Here is a 17513-nt window from a genome sequence, read left to right on the forward strand (position 1 = left end):
TAAAAGGGGGAGCTTATGGGACAAATCATTGGAATCACGGGGGGCATCGCCAGTGGGAAAAGCACCGTCAGCCTTTATTTACAGGAACTCGGATTCACGATTGTCGATGCAGATCTGGCTTCCCGTGCCGTCGTTGAGCCGGGTGAAGAAGCCTATCATCAAGTTGTGAAGGCATTTGGTGAAGATATCTTATTGCCGGATGGGAATATAGATCGCGTAAAGCTCGGGTCGATCATATTTAATGATCAGGAAAAGAGATTGCTATTGAATGGCATCGTGCATCCAGCCGTCAGGAAATGGATGCGCCTCAAAACGGAAGAGGCACTATCATCAGGGGAAGAAACGGTGTTCATGGATATTCCGCTCCTATTCGAAAGTAAGCTGACATTCATGGTGGAAAAGACGCTTTTGATCTATGTGGATGAGCAAGTTCAATTGCAGCGATTAATGAACAGGAATGGTCTTTCGGAGACGGAGGCACTAGCCAGGATCAATTCGCAAATGCCTTTGGCCGATAAAAAGGCTTTAGCGGATGCCATTGTCGACAATAATGGGGACATTAATGAAACCAAGAGGCAAGTGAAGTCCATACTTCGCGATTGGCATGTCATATAATTATGATAAAAAAGAAGAAACCACCCGGTTTCTTCTTTTTGTGTTGAAAAAATAAACACAATCCGCATTTTTATTAGCACAATTCCTTTGAATTATGTTATACTAATTACATGTGGAAGGTAATAAGTATAACACTAATATTTTCTGGAGGGTCCGAACAATGAATTCAAGAATAGCGATTAACGGGTTTGGGAGAATTGGAAGAATGGTTTTCCGAAAGGCCATATTAGATGAGGGTTTGGACATTGTTGCCATTAATGCAAGCTATCCAGCTGAAACTTTAGCACACTTACTAAAATATGATACGATACATGGTAAATTCGACGGTATCATTATAGCGGAAGATGATTCACTAGTAGTGAATGGCCGCCGGGTAAAATTAATAAATAACCGCGATCCAAAGCTATTGCCTTGGAAAGAGTTGGACATAGATATTGTAATTGAAGCTACGGGCAAATTCAATGATCGTTCTAAAGCGGCTCTTCATTTAGATGCAGGAGCAAAAAGAGTTATTTTATCAGCGCCGGGTAAAAATGAAGACGTTACCATTGTAATGGGTGTAAATGAGGAAGTGCTGGAAATTGACAAGCATTTCGTCATATCCAATGCTTCTTGTACAACCAACTGTCTTGGACCGGTTGCAAAAGTGCTTGATGAAAAATTCGGCATAAACAACGGTTTAATGACGACGATACATTCTTATACAAATGATCAAAATAATATCGATAACCCGCATAAAGACTTAAGACGTGCCCGTGCCGCTGCGGAAAGCATGATTCCTACGACTACAGGAGCTGCAAAAGCCATCTCGCTAGTGTTGCCGCAATTAAAAGGCAAGCTTCATGGAATGGCGATTCGCGTACCGACACCTAACGTATCTCTAGTCGATCTTGTTGTGGATTTAAACCGTGATGTCACGATTGATGAAGTGAACCAAGCCTTCATCGATGCTTCAGAAAATGAACTCAAAGGAATTATGGAATTCACGATGGAACCTTTAGTTTCCAGTGATTTCAAAACGAATCCTCACTCTGCAATCATCGATGGTTTGACGACAATGATGATTGGGGACAGGAAAGTGAAAGTCCTTGCATGGTATGATAATGAGTGGGGTTACTCCAACCGGGTAGTGGACCTTGTGAAATTGGTGGGATCCGAGTTGAAAAAAACTTCCCAAGTCGAACTATCAGTAAAATAAAGAAAAGAAATCGAGCCTGCTAAAATTTTTTAGCGGGCTATTTTTAATGCAGTGACCCATCAATTCCTGGCTATTTTAAGGCGCTGAATAAATCCGGAAAACAGAATTTCCCTTACATTGGAACCTTCGCTATAGCCCTATTGCATATAAAGTTATCTTTCCAAAATTTTAATTTGGAGTTGCAAAAAAAATTCAAACAATATATACTATGAATCGTGAACTTCTTCAAAAGCGGTTTGCATGATGGCTACTTAAAGGGTTAGGACCTCTTTGGACTAACTTTCCCCCGTGGTAGTTATCAGAACTTATTTTTAAATCATGGTAAGGGGGAAGCTTAATATGGAAACAGCTTACACTATGGAAACAATGGGCAGACATGTCATTTCTGAACTTTGGGGTTGTGACTTTGAAAAACTGAACAATATCGATTTAATTGAAAAGATTTTTGTTGATGCTGCTTTGAAATCAGGTGCAGAGGTACGAGAAGTTGCCTTTCACAAATTTGCTCCACAAGGAGTCAGCGGGGTTGTCATCATTTCTGAATCACACTTAACGATTCACAGTTTTCCAGAACACGGCTATGCGAGCATCGATGTCTATACATGCGGTAACTTGGATCCGAATATTGCGGCAGATTATATTGCAGAAGCTTTGAATGCGCAAACACGTGAAAACATAGAATTACCACGTGGTTTAGGTCCTGTACAAATGAAAAAAGCCAATATAAGTGCCCTATAAAAAACACGTATACACAGAGATGCCATGGGTGCATCTCTTTTTTAATGCAATGAATCGGCAGCCTGCTTCACATTATAGCTATGGATTGCCTTATAGCACAAGACCTTGACAAAGGTGCTCCAAGGGCGGAACAAAAGTGCCTGCTGCTGGAAGTTACACTTTTTACTTGTACTGGCCGTTCCTTTTAATATAAGATTAAGATAGAGAAGTAAATCCTTGGGGAACATTTAGATAGGGGAGTCCTACATAAAATACGGAGCTGATAATGATGAAATGCCCATCATGTCAATATAACGGAACAAGAGTGCTCGATTCCAGGCCAGTCGATGAAAGTAAATCGATTCGACGACGCCGTGAATGCGAGGCATGTGGTTTTCGATTCACGACATTTGAAAAGGTGGAGGAAACACCGCTTATTGTAGTGAAAAAGGGCGGGACACGGGAAGAGTTCAGTCGTGATAAAATCCTGCGTGGCTTAATCAGGGCTTGCGAAAAACGCCCGGTTCCCTTGAAGGAACTAGAGCAAATTACCAGTTATGTAGAAAAAGAACTGCGCAACCAGGGCATATCGGAAGTGAAAAGCGACAATGTCGGCGAAATGGTAATGGACAAGCTGGCGGAAGTCGATGAGGTTGCCTATGTAAGGTTCGCATCCGTCTATCGACAATTTAAAGATATCAATGTCTTTATCGATGAATTGAAAGATTTAATAAATAAAGAAAGAAAGTAGAGCTGAAGATTCACTTTGGCTCTTTTTTCACTACATCTTTTGAAAGGTTTGAATGGAGATGTCAATGCATTGGCAAGAATTGCTCCCAGCGGATTCATATTTGGTCTCATCTGCGGGGCTGCTTCATGATTATGATCGGAAAATACTTACCCGACTATATCAACCTCTTATTGGACCTATTTGCATTAGCCTATATATGACGTTATGGAGTGAGCTGGAGGAAAACAGGCTATGGTCGGAAATCTCCTCACATTATCAATTAATGAATACCATCGGCCTTAAGTTAGGTGATATTTACGAAGCACGCCTTTTACTTGAAGGAATTGGTCTGTTGAATGTATATAAGAAATCGAAAAATGAAACGAAGGAATTCATCTATGAGTTAAACCCGCCGCTTTCGCCCCAGCAGTTTTTCACGGATGGAATGCTGAATATTTACTTATACAAAAAAATCGGCAAAGCGCAATTCAACCGGTTAAAGAGATTCTTTTGTGATGATCATATCTTAACCGATCAATATGAAGGTGTGACTAAATCTTTTGCGGAAGTATTCTCATCAGATCATCTGGACTCTTTATATGTAACCGATGAAGCGAAAAACGAATGGAAACCGATGCCTGAGCAGCAATTCATCGATCGGACGGAAGGCGTCGAGCCATCGGGGTTTGACGACTTATTTGATTTTGACCTTTTATTTGCCGGGATGAAATCCTCGATCGTACCGAAAAAGGCCTTTACTCCGAAAATAAAAAGTACGATTGCCAAACTTGCTTTTTTATATGGCATTGATCCGCTGGAAATGCAAAAACTAGTAATGGATGCCGTTTCATTGGATGATGAGATCGATGAGGAAGTGCTCAGAAAGGCGGCAAGGGACTGGTATCAGATCGAACGGCAGGCAGATATGCCTTCCCTAGTCAATCGGGTGCAGCCGATTCGTGAACGGACACAAAAAGAAGAACCGAAAACACAGGAACAAGAGTTAATCCGTCATTTGGAGACGATTTCCCCGAGGGAGCGGCTGATGCAATTGTCTGGCGGTGCAGAGCCATCAAGCGGTGATCTGAAAGTGGTTGAGGGAGTGATGATCAATCAAAAGCTGAATCCGGGTGTCGTCAATGTCTTGATTGAATACGTCATGCTCAAAACGGATATGAAGTTCACGAAGGGCTATGTGGAAAAGCTGGCAGGCCATTGGGCACGACTGAAGGTCTCTACGGTCGTGGAGGCGATGGAACTGGCTAAAAATGAACATAGGAAATATCAGGACTGGGCTCAAGGAAGCAGGAATGCTGCGAAGGGCGGCCGGAAAAAGGCGATACGGGAAGAAGTGGTTCCGGAGTGGCTTGAGAAGAAAGAAGAAGCACAGCAGGAGCAGAATGCAGATCACCCTGAATTGAATGCCCAGAAACGCGAGCTTCAGGAGAAATGGAAGCAGTGGAAAGCAGGAGGTGAAATGAACGATGGAAAAGATTAATAGATCCCTTAATAAATTGGCCAATACAAACCAATTTCAACAGCGTTATGAAAAGCTGAAGCAGGAGATTTTTGAAGACGAACAAGTGCGGTTATTTTTGAATGCCAACAGTTCGACGGTCACGAAGGAAATGATTGATAAAAATTTGGGGAAGCTTTATGAGTTCACTTCACAAAGCAATAAATGTGATAAATGTCCAAGCTTGAATGGCTGCATCAATATGATGCAAGGGTATTATCCCAAATTGGTGGTTCAAGGGAAGGCCCTGAACCTGAATTATGAAATCTGCCCGCGGAAATTGGCAGAGGATGAAAAGCGGAAACGGGAAAAATTGATCCGCAGCCTGTATGTACCGAAGGATATTTTAAAGGCGACCATTGAGGACTTTACCCAAACGGATAATGAAAACAAACGCTTGGGTGTTTTAAGTAAGGCGATGTCGTTCATTATGGAATATGAGCCAGGTAAAATGCAAAAAGGCTTATATATATATGGGAAATTCGGTGTTGGGAAAACGTACTTATTAGGTGCGATTGCCAATGAACTTGCAGAAAGGCAAATTTCCTCCCTTATTGTCTATGTCCCTGACTACTTGCGGGAACTTAAGGGATCGATAGGTGATAATACGGTCAATGAAAAAATTGAGATGGTGAAAACGGCCCCTGTCCTCATGCTGGATGATATTGGGGCGGAGTCCATGACGAGCTGGGGACGCGATGAGGTTTTTGGTCCGATTTTGCAATTTAGGATGCTGGAAAACCTGCCGACGTTTTTCACTTCGAATTTTGACCTGAATGGCCTGGAGAACCACCTAACCTTTTCACAGCGCGGTGAGAAGGAAGAAGTGAAGGCGGCCAGGATAATGGAAAGAATTCAATATTTAGCGGAGCCGGTCAAGCTGGATGGCGTGAATCGGAGAAGGTGAAGGAAAGTGGTCTCTTAATGGAGGTCACTTTTTTCTTTTACAAGGCTCATCCTACTTCTAAACACGTCCCCATCCCCATATACATGAACAAAGAGGCAAGGGGGAAGGGGGGATGTCGTAGTGCAAATTTCGTTTCAAAACGATTCAGAGGCAATGAAATTACTGAATTTCGTTTCTGTCCATCCACTGGGGGCAGAATTTCAAGCATACATTCGATTTCTTCCGCAACAAGGCATGCATATGGATATGACGAAGTCTTCAGGTGATAAATGGCTAATTCTGCTTCGTGATGCATTTCATTCTTTTTTATTGGAAGAAAAGACGATTCCTGTTCTGGAGCAAATAATAGTCGGTAAATTTTTTTATAGGGAACGGGAAGAAATTGAAGCCATCATTGAAATTGCATCATCGATCATCGAGGCGGAAAGAGCCAGGGATCAAGATGGAGCATTCAGTACGGAGAAACGATCGATTGAGGAAGGACTTCAAAGCATCTTGGCTGGAAAGGTATCTTTTTCATTCGATTCTTTTACGACCTTCCGTTTAAAATCATTTCAGCACACTTTGGAAAAGTATGTCGTTAAGGCGATTGATGAATACAAGCTGGAGCAGGACTATCAAAATTTCATTGCCACGCTCCGTGATTGCCTGCATGGACAGGAGTCGAAATTAAGAAAGCTCCACCTGGTCAACCGGGATGGTTTTCATTTCTATGATCAGAAATTCAGCAAGCTCGACCGTCCAAAAATCAATAGTATGATCGACAGGAGGCTTCTTGCCAAAAGTTCACTTTTTCTCGATACGGTGATACTTGCCCCGCTTTTATCGATTGCTCCTGAAAACTTGTGCATCTATACCGATGATAAGGAAGAAGGGCTGATCCAGACCATTTCAAGGATTTTCGAAGAACGGGCGACCATCTTGCCACTTTCGTCATTTTCGATGCATTTGAATGATCTTTCGTGGAAAAAAGAAAATTAACCTTGATTTTCACCGTATAACAAATTATAATTTCCTACATACTATTAAAAAACTAAAAGTTATGATGAGGACAAGGGTATTCTAGTCGCCGATTATCAGAGAGGGGAGCCAACAGGCTGTAAGCTTCCTATTCGCATGGAACACTTACCACCTTTAAACTTCGGCTCGGAAAGCAGGCATTCTGCGAATATGAGCTGACGGGAAGCTGCCGTTACCAAGTTACAAGTGCCATTTTGCCGTGAAAAGCAAGCTGGAACGAGGGTGGAACCGCGGGTTGATGATATTTATTACTAAGCTCGTCCCTGTTTTATACAGGGGCGGGCTTTTTTGTGTTGTAATGGAATCAAAAACCTGTAATTTGTCCGAACAATAAGAAGGAGTGAAACTGAATGTCAGAATTACTGAAAATATCTTTTCCTGACGGAGCGGTTAAGGAGTTTGCCAAAGGCACAACAACTGAAGACATCGCTGCATCCATCAGTCCTGGTTTAAGGAAAAAATCCATTGCCGGAAAATTCAATGGTGAATTATATGATTTGAAACGTCCGATTGAACAAGATGGTACAATCGAAATCGTCACACAGGACGCAGCGGATGCTCTTGAAGTATTGCGTCACAGTACAGCACACTTGATGGCACAAGCGATCAAACGTTTGTACAAAAACGCTAAATTCGGAGTGGGTCCAGTCATCGAGGGCGGCTTTTACTATGATATGGATCTAGAGGAATCATTGACTCCTGAAGACCTTCCATTGATTGAAAAAGAAATGAAGAAAATCGTCAACGAAAACTTGGAGATTTCCCGCATCGAAGTGAGTCGTGATGAAGCGATTTCCCGTTTTAAAGAAATCGGCGACGAATATAAGTTGGAGTTGATCGATGCGATTCCTGCCGATCAGCAGGTAACGCTTTATGAGCAGGGTGAATTCTTTGACCTTTGTCGTGGAATTCATGTTCCATCAACGGGGAAAATCAAAGAGTTCAAGCTATTGAGCATCGCTGGAGCATACTGGAGAGGCGATAGCAAAAATAAAATGCTTCAACGTATTTACGGTACGGCTTTCTATAAAAAAGAAGATTTGGCCGAACACCTGCGTTTCCTTGAAGAAGCCAAAGAACGTGACCATCGTAAAATCGGCAAAGAATTGAACTTGTTCATGAGCTCACAAAAAGTGGGACAAGGGTTGCCGATGTGGTTGCCAAAAGGTGCGACCATCCGTCGGACGATCGAAAGATACATCGTGGACAAGGAAGAACGTTTGGGCTATGACCATGTCTACACACCTGTAATGGGAAGCGTGGACCTTTATAAAACATCTGGACACTGGGATCATTACCAGGACGGCATGTTCCCTGCCATGGAGATGGAAAACGAACAGCTTGTCCTGCGTCCGATGAACTGTCCGCATCACATGATGGTCTATAAAAACAGTATCCACAGCTATCGCGAACTGCCAATTCGGATTGCCGAGCTAGGCTTGATGCACCGCTATGAAATGTCAGGTGCCCTTTCAGGCCTTCAGCGTGTACGTGGAATGACATTGAATGATGCGCACATTTTCGTCCGTCCCGACCAAATCAAAGAAGAGTTCAAGCGCGTTGTGAACCTGGTTCTGGAAGTATATAAAGATTTCGATATCAAGGATTATTCATTCAGACTGTCTTATCGCGATCCTCAGGATACAGAAAAATACTTCGATGATGATGACATGTGGGAAAAAGCACAAGGCATGTTAAAAGTCGCCATGGATGAACTTGGCCTGGATTACTTTGAAGCGGAAGGTGAAGCGGCATTCTATGGTCCTAAGCTTGATGTTCAGGTACGTACTGCCTTAGGGAAAGATGAAACGCTTTCCACTGTTCAGCTTGATTTCTTGCTTCCTGAACGTTTTGATCTTAATTACGTCGGTGAGGACGGCAAGCAGCACCGTCCGGTCGTTATCCACCGTGGCGTCGTTTCCACAATGGAACGTTTTGTCGCTTACTTGATCGAAGAATATAAGGGGGCATTCCCGACTTGGCTTGCACCTATCCAAGCACAAGTGATCCCGGTCTCACCTGAGGTGCACTTGGATTATGCGAAAGAAGTACAGGAGAAACTTAAAGCGCAAGGCATTCGTGTCGACCTGGATACACGTGACGAGAAAATCGGTTATAAAATCCGTGAAGCGCAAATGCAAAAAATCCCGTACATGCTTGTTGTTGGTGACAATGAAGTCAAAGAAGGCAGTGTGAATGTACGTAAATACGGTGAACAAAAATCCGAAACGATCGCTTTTGAAGATTTCGTTTCAGCGATTAAGGCGGAAGTGAGCCGTTAAAAGCACAAAGAGGGGCACATATAGTTGTGTCCCTCTTTATAATTATGGCATGATAAAATGATACCATCATGTGAAAATATGTACAGCAATGAAAAGGAGGGTCAGCATGAAAAAGAAATTTTCTTATCTATTCGGACCGACATTCCTTGTCATCATCATCTTATTGTTATTGGATGATTATCGACAATATGCCATTGTCCCGGTCCTGCTTTTTTGGATAGTCCTATTTTCCTGGGACACCATCGAGAAAAAGAAAAAGGCGAAAGAAAACTCCTAGCATTTGCTGGCTTCGATCAGTATGGACTGTAACCAAAGGGGGTTGGGGATAAATGGAGATAAGAAAGGCTTCAAGGAAAGACGCGGGTAACTTGGCTGCTTTGTTCAATCATGTTGAAGATTCCGGGTATATGCTGTTCAACCCTGGGGAAAGAAAAGCGACGGGGGAACAAATGGAAAAGCAAATGGAGCAAATCGAAAAAAATCCCCTTTCCGTTTTCCTCGTTGCTGGAAGCGGCCATGAGTTGATGGGTTACCTAATCTTATTGGGCAATCAAATGGGCCGAACGAGGCACTCAGCCAAAATCGTCATCGGCATCAATGAACAGGACAGAGGAAAAGGCATCGGTACGAAGCTATTTCAGAAAATGGAGGAGCATGCACGGACAAAAGAAATACGGCGCTTGGAATTGTCCGTGATCGCAAACAATGCCCCTGCGCTTTCCTTATATCGAAAGATGGGTTTTGAAAAGGAAGGAATAAAGCGGGAATCACTTTTTTTTGATGGAAAGTATCATGATGAATATTTTTTGTCCAAATTACTTTAAAAAACGTATTGTCAAATAACTGAATGTCTGATAATATTAATTTTGTTGTGAAAAACGAATAAATTAGCATTTGACAAGTCATCAGTGTTTATGATATATTTCTAAAGTGAATTGAATACGTGTTTGAGGAAAAGAAGAAGCACCCGCTTCTCACCTGGTTGACGCAAACAATGCAGTTAACAGGTCATGATTTGATTATTTGGATCTTTCTGAATGAGTCTATCAGTGTGGGTGCAGCATGCATCCACACTTTTTTATTATGATTATATCCTGTAAGCGAGTTGTGAGCGTGACCGAATTGATTCAAATATTCGTATTCGCCAATATCTTTGGAGGTGGCTAACTATTAGTAAAGACGCGATGGTAAACGAGGGCATCCGAGCCCGTGAAGTTCGTCTTATTGACCAAAACGGAGAACAACTTGGAATTAAAACGAAATTCGAAGCATTGGAAATTGCCGCTCGTGTAAATCTTGATCTAGTTTTAGTTGCTGCAAATGCAAAGCCTCCGGTAGCCCGGATCATGGACTACGGAAAACACCGCTTCGAGCAGCAAAAGAAAGACAAGGAAGCACGTAAAAATCAAAAAGTCATCAGTCTGAAAGAGGTTCGTTTGAGCCCGACGATTGAAGAACATGATTTCAATACGAAGCTTCGCAACGGTATTAAATTCCTTGAAAAAGGCGATAAAGTAAAAGCTTCTATCCGATTCAAAGGACGTGCCATTACGCATAAGGAAATTGGTCAACGTGTACTCGTTCGTTTTTCTGAAGCATGTAAAGAAGTGGCTACAATCGAGCAGCACCCAAAAATGGACGGACGCAGCATGTTCATTATCTTAGCACCGAAAAACGAAAAGTAATTGTAAAGTAATTTGTAATGAGGAGGAATACCTTATGCCTAAAATGAAAACTCACCGCGGATCTGCTAAACGTTTCAAAAAGACTGGATCCGGCAAACTTAAGCGTTCTAACGCTTACACAAGCCATTTATTTGCTAACAAATCTACTAAGCAAAAGCGTAAGCTTCGCAAAGCTAGCCTTGTAAGCAAAGGTGACTTCAAACGTATTCGTCATATGCTAGACAACATTAAATAAGTTCGATTTATCGAGTTAAATAGGAGGGAAATAACATGCCACGTGTAAAAGGCGGTACTGTTACTCGCAAACGTCGTAAAAAGGTAATAAAATTAGCTAAAGGTTACTATGGCGCGAAACATATTCTTTTCAAAGTAGCTAACCAACAAGTAATGAAGTCAGGAAACTATGCTTTCCGTGACCGTCGTCAAAAGAAACGTGATTTCCGCAAACTTTGGATCACTCGTATCAACGCTGCAGCACGCATCAACGGTCTTTCTTACAGCCGTTTAATGCATGGTCTAAAGCTTGCTGGTATCGAAGTGAACCGCAAAATGCTTGCTGATCTTGCTGTTGCTGACGAACAAGCATTTGCTCAATTAGCAACTGCTGCTAAACAACAATTAGACAAATAAGTCTGACTGATACAGCCACTCTCTTTTCAAGAGGGTGGCTTTTTACATATTTAAAGGAGGAAATGGGAATGCAGGGAGTATGGTTCATTGCTGCTTATATGATCATCACGAACATCATCGGATTTGCCTTAATGGGAATCGACAAAAGGAAAGCGCGTAATGGGGAGTACCGGATCAGCGAAAGGACACTTTGGTTTTGGGCGGTCATAGGCGGAGGGACCGGGGCCTATTTGGGGATGAAGCAATTCCGCCATAAGACGAAGCATGCCGCTTTTAAGTGGGGCCTGCCCATACTGATGATTCTTCAGATGGCCTTATTGATCAAGATATTCATTCAATTGTAATATGTAGCCCGTATATTGTATATGCTTGTAGAAGCAGCAAAGAGTAGCTGGAGGGAGAGCATGAATGATAAACTGACACTTGTGATGAGCTACGTTCAATCTGGAAGCGTGTTTGCACCGTTGATTTTTATCACTTTTCATTTATTAAGGCAATTTTTATTCATTCCCGTCATTGTGGTTTGCATGTCTGGCGGAGTATTATTCGGGGCAGCCTTTGGAACCATCTATTCGGTAATCGGTTTGACGTTGTCCAGTATGGCCTTTTATTTCGTGATAGGCAAATTTCCGAAAACAAAGGATAGGCTGCTGCGGCTTAAGAATAAGCTGTTTGGAAATAGAAAGCTGAATAGTCGGCAAATTGCAGTACTGAGGCTAATCCCGTTCATACACTTTTACTTACTGTCGCTTTGCTTATTGGAATCCAATAAAGGGCTGAAAAATTATTTTTATCTGTCCTTCATGACCAATCTCCCTGTAGCATTCGTATACACGGTTTTTGGCCACTATATTGCAGATTTCAGTCCAACGCTGATCGTCATCATTTTATTATCCTTAACCTTATTGATATATTTATTGAGGGAGAAGCAAACGGTCGTCCCTTGGAAGGAATTTTTTCGTTCAGATGATTAAAGTAGAGCCTTGAGTCCATTTTTCTCAAGGCTCTTCATTACGTTTGGTTTTTTTCATTCCTGCAAAAATTCCTTAACCGGGCTCTTCCAATCAATAACGGCATCCGGATATTGTTTTTTTATGGCTGCCTCGATTTTCAAGAAATCATTTCGCTTCAAGCCTTTCAGTCCTGCCACTTTTTTAGGCCATATGAAGATGGAGATGACCTCGAAGGAGCGATCCGTCGTCCCTAAATACTTTTCCCCTTCAAACATCACCCCGTTGTACGTCAATAAAAAATTCTTTCGTATATTGGCTGTATCGTCGAGCAGAAAGAACTTTTTCTGTTCATGTGCCAGTTCTAATTTTCTTTTCGGATTAAATAGGTATTTGATGACTGTATATATTAAGAAAATGATGAGGGCCAAAAGAATGAACCGCATGATCAATACCATGGAGCTGCCTCCTTAAACAGAGTGATACCCTTCATTTACGTATGGGTTTTTAATAAGTTTCATTTATTTGATATAATTTAGGGGAAGTCGATAGAAAGAAGTGATGAAATTGAACATAGGTAAATTAATGGAAATGCAGGCAGCTTTGGATGAGCATATACAATCAAAGCATGATTTGGGTGCTGAAGATTTAGTGGAACGGAAGATACTTGCTCTTTTGGTGGAGCTTGGAGAGCTTGCCAATGAAACAAGATGTTTTAAATTCTGGAGTCTTAAAGGCCCTTCTGATAAAGAAACGATTTTGGCTGAATACGTGGATGGCATTCATTTCATTTTGTCTCTAGGAATCGAACGGGGGTTTGTACCGGAAGTTCCATCCGCCTTCAAGGTGGATCAGGAGGATTTGACGGTTCAATTTACAGCTATTTACGGCTACATCAGTGAATTTCGCACACAGTTGACAGAGTCATCTTTCCAAAAGGTTTTTGCTGCGTATTTACATTTAGGGGAGTTGCTTGGATTTTCAGCAGTGGATGTGGAAAAAGCATATGTAAGCAAAAATGAAGTGAATTACGAGAGGCAAAAGCAAGGCTACTGATTGTTTATGCAATCGGTTTTCTGTATAATTATTCTTGTAATGTAAGTTATAGGGAGGTATAGGAATGGCTAAATTGGATGAAACGTTAAGGATGCTTGCTGACTTAACGGATGCTAAAGGCATCGCAGGAAATGAAAGTGAAGTAAGAAAAGTGATGGCCGAATACATAACACCATTTGCGGATGAAATATCGACAGATGGCCTGGGAAGTTTGATTGCCAAGAAAACGGGTGATGAAAACGGACCGAAAATCATCGTTACCGGGCATATGGACGAGGTCGGTTTCATGATCACCCAAATTGATGATAAAGGATTTTTGCGTTTTCAGCCGGTAGGGGGCTGGTGGTCACAAGTAATGCTGGCCCAGCGCGTGACGATCGTAACAAGTAAAGGTGATCTAACTGGAATTATCGGTTCCAAGCCGCCGCACATCCTGTCAGCGGAGGCGCGGAAGAAGCCGGTTGATATTAAGGATATGTTTATTGATATCGGTGCATCCAGCAAAGAAGAGGTTAGGGAATGGGGCGTCAAGCCAGGGGATATGGTCGTGCCATATTTTGAATTCACGGTCATGAATAATGAAAAGATGCTGCTCGCCAAAGCCTGGGACAATCGAATTGGCTGTGCAATCGCCATTGATGTGCTTAAACAGCTGAAAGACAGCACCCATCCTAATGTAGTTTATGGAATCGGCGCTGTGCAAGAAGAGGTCGGCCTGCGTGGCTCCAAAACATCCACATTCAAAATTCAGCCGGATATCGGTTTTGCCGTCGATGTCGGCATTGCTGGGGATACACCGGGGGTTTCCGAAAAAGAAGCGATGAGTAAGATGGGGGAAGGCCCGCAAATCGTCATCTATGATTCATCGATGGTGGCACATAAGGGATTACGTGATTTCGTCACCGACACGGCTGATGAAATGAATATTCCTTATCAATATGAATCGATTCCTGGCGGCGGGACGGATGCCGGCTCCATCCATTTAACGGCAAATGGAGTTCCTGCACTGGCTATCACGATTGCCACACGCTACATTCATTCACACGCAGCAATGCTTCACCGGGATGATTATGAGAATGCAGTTAAGCTCATTGTCGAAGTGATCAAACGCCTCGATCGTGAAGCGGTTGATCGGATCATTTACGAGTAATATAGAAAGTTAAAAATGGAGAGGCCTAATCAGGTCCTCTCCATTTTCTTTTCTTTATTTCTATTTATCTTCGACGATTATATAGACCGCTTTGATGGGACCATGGACGCCGACGACAAGGTCCATTTCGATATCAGCCGAATTGCTCGGCCCCGTTATGAAGTTGATGCAGGAAGGAACGACTTCGCCGCGGGTAACTTTTGAACGGATGGCCGCTGCAGCCTGTGTCATTCGTGGAACGATGGTGCTTTTTGGAATGATGGAAACATGGCAGGAAGGAAGGAAACTGATGGACCGGCCATGGTCCTTGTCGCTGAACAGGACGACGGTAGCTGATTCTGCTAGTGTCATCTCACTGAATGTGATTCCGATGTTAGCACTTTCCGCTTTTTCGATATTTTCTTTCCCGGCTTGGTGATCCCATATATGGACATCTTTTTCCTGTAAGATACCCTCCAATCCATAGTCGGAAAATCGATCGTCCTTAGGGATGATCAAGGATCCGTTTCCAAGTTCCTCGATCACCTGTTTTAAACAATGCATCACTTGCTTGGAGTCGGTAACGTGAAACTGAGTATGCACCCGTTTACATTGCTCCTTCAATTCCGCGACAAGGTCATTTGGTGTCGCATGTTTCAAAACTTCTTTTTGGGGTGCGTGCTTCCATTCCGGAACGGAGATGCCTTCCGTAATCGGAGCCCTTCCAAGGTTTTTGGCTATATTGTTTAAAAATGTCCCTTCATTATGGATGGTTCCAATCATGATGATTTCCCTCCTTTTTCCCGATTTTTGAACCAGTCCCGAAAGCTCTCTTTCCCTGGAGCAGGGAACTCGCGGCTTTCTGTCCAAGTTTTGAGTGGTCCCGGACCTTTCGAGATGATATCCCCCGTTTTAAAAGGAGACATCGCGGATGGGGCCATTTTGGAGCCGAACTTATAAAGCATAGGCGAGGCTGCACCGATTCCGAAGGCTTTCATGGCCATCTTTTCTGAAAATGGCGCCATTTTTTCCTTTTCAACGATGACCTCACGATGCTTCCTCAGTAAGTCATGGAGAGGAATCTTAACCGGGCAGGCATCTGTACAGGCTGCGCAAAGAGTGGAGGCATATGGCAGCTCCTTGAAATCATCATATCCCCCGAGTAAGGGTGATAGCACAGCACCGATTGGTCCCGGATATATTGAACCATATGAATGACCGCCGACCTGGCGGTAAACCGGGCAGACATTTATACAGGCAGCACATCGGATGCATTGAAGAACGGATTGAAACTCAGTTCCTAAAATTGAGGAGCGTCCATTGTCTACGATCACAAGGTGAAATTCCTCGGGTCCGTCTACATCGCCTTCATCACGCGGCCCGGTAAGTGCGGTGATGTAGCTGGTCAACCTTTGGCCGACAGCGCTTCTTGTCAATAAGCTGACAAGGATTTCGAATTCATCGAATGTAGGCACAAGCCGTTCCATTCCCATCACGGTGATTTGCGTTTTCGGTAGGGCAGTGACCAAATCGGCATTTCCTTCATTCGTCACCAAACCGATCGAGCCCGTTTCCGCAATGGCAAAATTACAGCCGGTAATGCCCACATCGGCGCTTAAGAAATCTTTCCGCAGAATGCCCCGCACATGGGCGGTAAGCTCTTCCGGTTTTTCGGTTTGCGTATATGCAAGCTTTTCTTTAAAAACATCCCTAATCTGCTCCTTATTTTTATGGAGAGCAGGTGCGACGATATGGGAAGGTGGGTCATGATCATCCACTTGTAAAATATATTCACCAAGGTCCGTTTCAACGACATCGAGTCCAACTGCTTCAAGAGTTGCATTCAAATTGATCTCTTCCGTGACCATCGATTTGGATTTCACGACCTTTTTGGCGTTCTTTTTTACAATGACATCCTTAATGTAGCCGCTTGCTTCTTCAGCGGTTTCAGCGAAAAAGACATGACCGCCCCTTTTCGAAACGTTTTCTGCAAGCTGGTGCAAATAGAAATCAAGGTTGCTAAGCACATGCTGCCGGATTTCTTCACCAAGGGAACGCCAATCCTCCCAGCTTCCCAATTCATCAACGGCAGTCAGTCGCCGTCCGTGTAATCGTTCTTGGGCACTCGATACGGCCAATCGCATAAAATCATTATGTATTCCTTCATCCACCCGGTCTTTAAACTTGGCAGAGCTGGTTTTCATAGCCATTAGTTTTTCCCTCCTCGCTTTTTTTAAATACTATTCAGGACTTCCGCAATATGAAGCACTTTCACCGGTTGCCCCTTCCTTTGGATCCGTCCGCCGATATTCATCAAACATCCGGCATCCCCGCCAATTAAGAAATCTGCTTCGGTAGCTTCAATATTGCAGACTTTCTCCTCGACCATTTGTCCGGAAATGTCCCCCATCTTAACCGAAAAGGTCCCCCCGAACCCGCAGCAGTTTTGGGCATCTGGAAGTGGTGTCATTTCCAGCCCCCTGACATGGCTTAACAAAATGGCAGGTGCTTCCTTCACCTTAAGCAGCCGTGTCATATGGCATGAAGTATGATAAGTGGCCTTTCCCTTAAAGGTCGCCCCGACATCGGTCACTTTTAGGACATCCACGATGAATTGGGTCAATTCATATGTTTTGGCCGCTAATGATTCAGCACTCTTTTCCCATTCGGCATCGCCTTTGAATAGGACCGGATATTCTTTGAACATCGCTGCGCAGGAACCGGAAGGGGTTACGATGTATTCAGCATCCGCGAACGTTTTAATCATCTTTTTCATGGCTTCCTTCGATTCCTTCGTATACCCGCTATTATATGCGGGCTGTCCGCAGCATATCTGGGACTCCGGGAAATCGATTTCACAGCCTAATCTCTCGAGTAGCTCCACTGTCGCTTTGCCGACATTGGATTGAAACAAATCCACTAAACATGTTGCAAAGAGAGTAACTTTCAATATGAACTCCTCCTTTTTCAAATAGGTTAACAGGTCATCTGATGACTAGAAAATGGAAAAAGGAAATGGTTTAAGAGAATATACCAATTTCCAAGATTTTTTAAATGGAGTAATCGTTTTCAAAATAA

General features: G+C 43.1%; 21 protein-coding genes and 1 other annotated feature. Of the genes, 17 read left to right on the top strand and 4 right to left on the bottom strand.

All coding sequences use genetic code 11. From position 1 onward, the window contains the following. Positions 1–15: 15 nt before the first annotated feature. From coaE to ACFRAK_RS04095, 15 genes are all read left to right on the top strand, one after another. The gene (gene coaE / locus ACFRAK_RS04025) at positions 16–615 is read left to right on the top strand and encodes a dephospho-CoA kinase (protein WP_387602443.1); all 600 of its coding nucleotides are present in this window, start codon (positions 16–18) and stop codon (positions 613–615) included. A 160-nt stretch (positions 616–775) separates the two neighbouring features. Next, positions 776–1813, top strand: a complete 1038-nt coding sequence (locus ACFRAK_RS04030) for a glyceraldehyde-3-phosphate dehydrogenase (protein ID WP_387602446.1) — start codon at positions 776–778, stop codon at positions 1811–1813. 357 nt (positions 1814–2170) lie between these two features. Continuing rightward, the gene (speD, locus tag ACFRAK_RS04035) at positions 2171–2551 is read left to right on the top strand and encodes an adenosylmethionine decarboxylase (RefSeq protein WP_034311443.1); all 381 of its coding nucleotides are present in this window, start codon (positions 2171–2173) and stop codon (positions 2549–2551) included. Positions 2552–2819: 268 nt separating this feature from the next. Next, a complete protein-coding gene (nrdR, locus tag ACFRAK_RS04040) occupies positions 2820–3281 on the top strand; it encodes a transcriptional regulator NrdR (protein WP_057911467.1) in 462 nt (153 codons plus the stop codon). Positions 3282–3345: 64 nt separating this feature from the next. Next, positions 3346–4758 (top strand): replication initiation and membrane attachment family protein, encoded by a 1413-nt coding sequence (locus ACFRAK_RS04045; RefSeq protein WP_387602449.1) that lies wholly within the window; start codon positions 3346–3348, stop codon positions 4756–4758. Continuing rightward, the gene (dnaI, locus tag ACFRAK_RS04050; RefSeq protein WP_260285386.1) at positions 4745–5683 is read left to right on the top strand and encodes a primosomal protein DnaI; all 939 of its coding nucleotides are present in this window, start codon (positions 4745–4747) and stop codon (positions 5681–5683) included. The genes ACFRAK_RS04045 and dnaI overlap by 14 nt, the downstream gene beginning before the upstream one ends. A gap of 120 nt (positions 5684–5803) precedes the next feature. Next, complete coding sequence (gene ytxC, locus ACFRAK_RS04055; RefSeq protein ID WP_387602452.1) at positions 5804–6664, top strand: sporulation protein YtxC; 861 nt, start codon at positions 5804–5806, stop codon at positions 6662–6664. A gap of 389 nt (positions 6665–7053) precedes the next feature. Then, positions 7054–8985 carry a threonine--tRNA ligase gene (gene thrS, locus ACFRAK_RS04060; protein WP_387705204.1) on the top strand — a complete coding sequence of 644 codons (1932 nt, stop codon included), beginning with the start codon at positions 7054–7056 and terminating at the stop codon, positions 8983–8985. Positions 8986–9091: 106 nt separating this feature from the next. Continuing rightward, a complete protein-coding gene (locus ACFRAK_RS04065; protein ID WP_179085987.1) occupies positions 9092–9262 on the top strand; it encodes a hypothetical protein in 171 nt (56 codons plus the stop codon). Positions 9263–9314: 52 nt separating this feature from the next. Next, positions 9315–9809 carry a GNAT family N-acetyltransferase gene (locus tag ACFRAK_RS04070; RefSeq protein ID WP_260285383.1) on the top strand — a complete coding sequence of 165 codons (495 nt, stop codon included), beginning with the start codon at positions 9315–9317 and terminating at the stop codon, positions 9807–9809. Positions 9810–9934: 125 nt separating this feature from the next. Next, positions 9935–10071: a sequence feature (ribosomal protein L20 leader region), on the top strand. 98 nt (positions 10072–10169) lie between these two features. Beyond that, on the top strand, positions 10170–10670 hold the full coding sequence (infC, locus tag ACFRAK_RS04075; protein WP_034309072.1) for a translation initiation factor IF-3: 501 nt from the start codon (positions 10170–10172) through the stop codon (positions 10668–10670). Between the two features lie 34 nt (positions 10671–10704). After that, on the top strand, positions 10705–10905 hold the full coding sequence (rpmI, locus tag ACFRAK_RS04080; protein ID WP_034309070.1) for a 50S ribosomal protein L35: 201 nt from the start codon (positions 10705–10707) through the stop codon (positions 10903–10905). 35 nt (positions 10906–10940) lie between these two features. Next, the gene (gene rplT, locus ACFRAK_RS04085; protein ID WP_034309067.1) at positions 10941–11300 is read left to right on the top strand and encodes a 50S ribosomal protein L20; all 360 of its coding nucleotides are present in this window, start codon (positions 10941–10943) and stop codon (positions 11298–11300) included. A gap of 68 nt (positions 11301–11368) precedes the next feature. After that, a complete protein-coding gene (locus tag ACFRAK_RS04090) occupies positions 11369–11644 on the top strand; it encodes a DUF1294 domain-containing protein (RefSeq protein ID WP_387705208.1) in 276 nt (91 codons plus the stop codon). Positions 11645–11704: 60 nt separating this feature from the next. Further along, entirely contained in the window at positions 11705–12274 is a 570-nt protein-coding gene (locus tag ACFRAK_RS04095) for a TVP38/TMEM64 family protein (protein ID WP_034309063.1), read from the top strand. Positions 12275–12327: 53 nt separating this feature from the next. Here ACFRAK_RS04095 and ACFRAK_RS04100 read toward each other — a convergent pair whose 3' ends face one another. Further along, complete coding sequence (locus tag ACFRAK_RS04100) at positions 12328–12708, bottom strand: sigma-w pathway protein ysdB (RefSeq protein ID WP_387602464.1); 381 nt, start codon at positions 12706–12708, stop codon at positions 12328–12330. A gap of 103 nt (positions 12709–12811) precedes the next feature. Between ACFRAK_RS04100 and ACFRAK_RS04105 the strand changes: the two genes are divergently transcribed. Both ACFRAK_RS04105 and ACFRAK_RS04110 read left to right on the top strand, forming a co-directional pair. Further along, on the top strand, positions 12812–13306 hold the full coding sequence (locus ACFRAK_RS04105) for a dUTP diphosphatase (protein WP_387602467.1): 495 nt from the start codon (positions 12812–12814) through the stop codon (positions 13304–13306). Between the two features lie 64 nt (positions 13307–13370). After that, on the top strand, positions 13371–14456 hold the full coding sequence (locus tag ACFRAK_RS04110; protein ID WP_394571336.1) for a M42 family metallopeptidase: 1086 nt from the start codon (positions 13371–13373) through the stop codon (positions 14454–14456). Between the two features lie 60 nt (positions 14457–14516). On the opposite strand, the gene ACFRAK_RS04115 is transcribed toward ACFRAK_RS04110, so the two are convergent. From ACFRAK_RS04115 to ACFRAK_RS04125, 3 genes are read right to left on the bottom strand one after another with little or no spacing between them, the layout of a single operon-like run. After that, positions 14517–15221: a LutC/YkgG family protein gene (locus tag ACFRAK_RS04115; RefSeq protein ID WP_387602637.1), complete on the bottom strand. Its 705-nt coding sequence runs from the start codon at positions 15219–15221 to the stop codon at positions 14517–14519. After that, positions 15215–16645, bottom strand: coding sequence for a LutB/LldF family L-lactate oxidation iron-sulfur protein (locus ACFRAK_RS04120; RefSeq protein WP_394571337.1), 1431 nt, complete (start codon positions 16643–16645; stop codon positions 15215–15217). Before ACFRAK_RS04120 ends, ACFRAK_RS04115 begins: the two co-directional genes overlap by 7 nt. 23 nt (positions 16646–16668) lie before the next feature. After that, complete coding sequence (locus ACFRAK_RS04125) at positions 16669–17385, bottom strand: (Fe-S)-binding protein (protein WP_387706624.1); 717 nt, start codon at positions 17383–17385, stop codon at positions 16669–16671. Positions 17386–17513: the final 128 nt, after the last annotated feature.

The sequence above is a fragment of the Peribacillus sp. NPDC056705 genome (assembly GCF_043656335.1).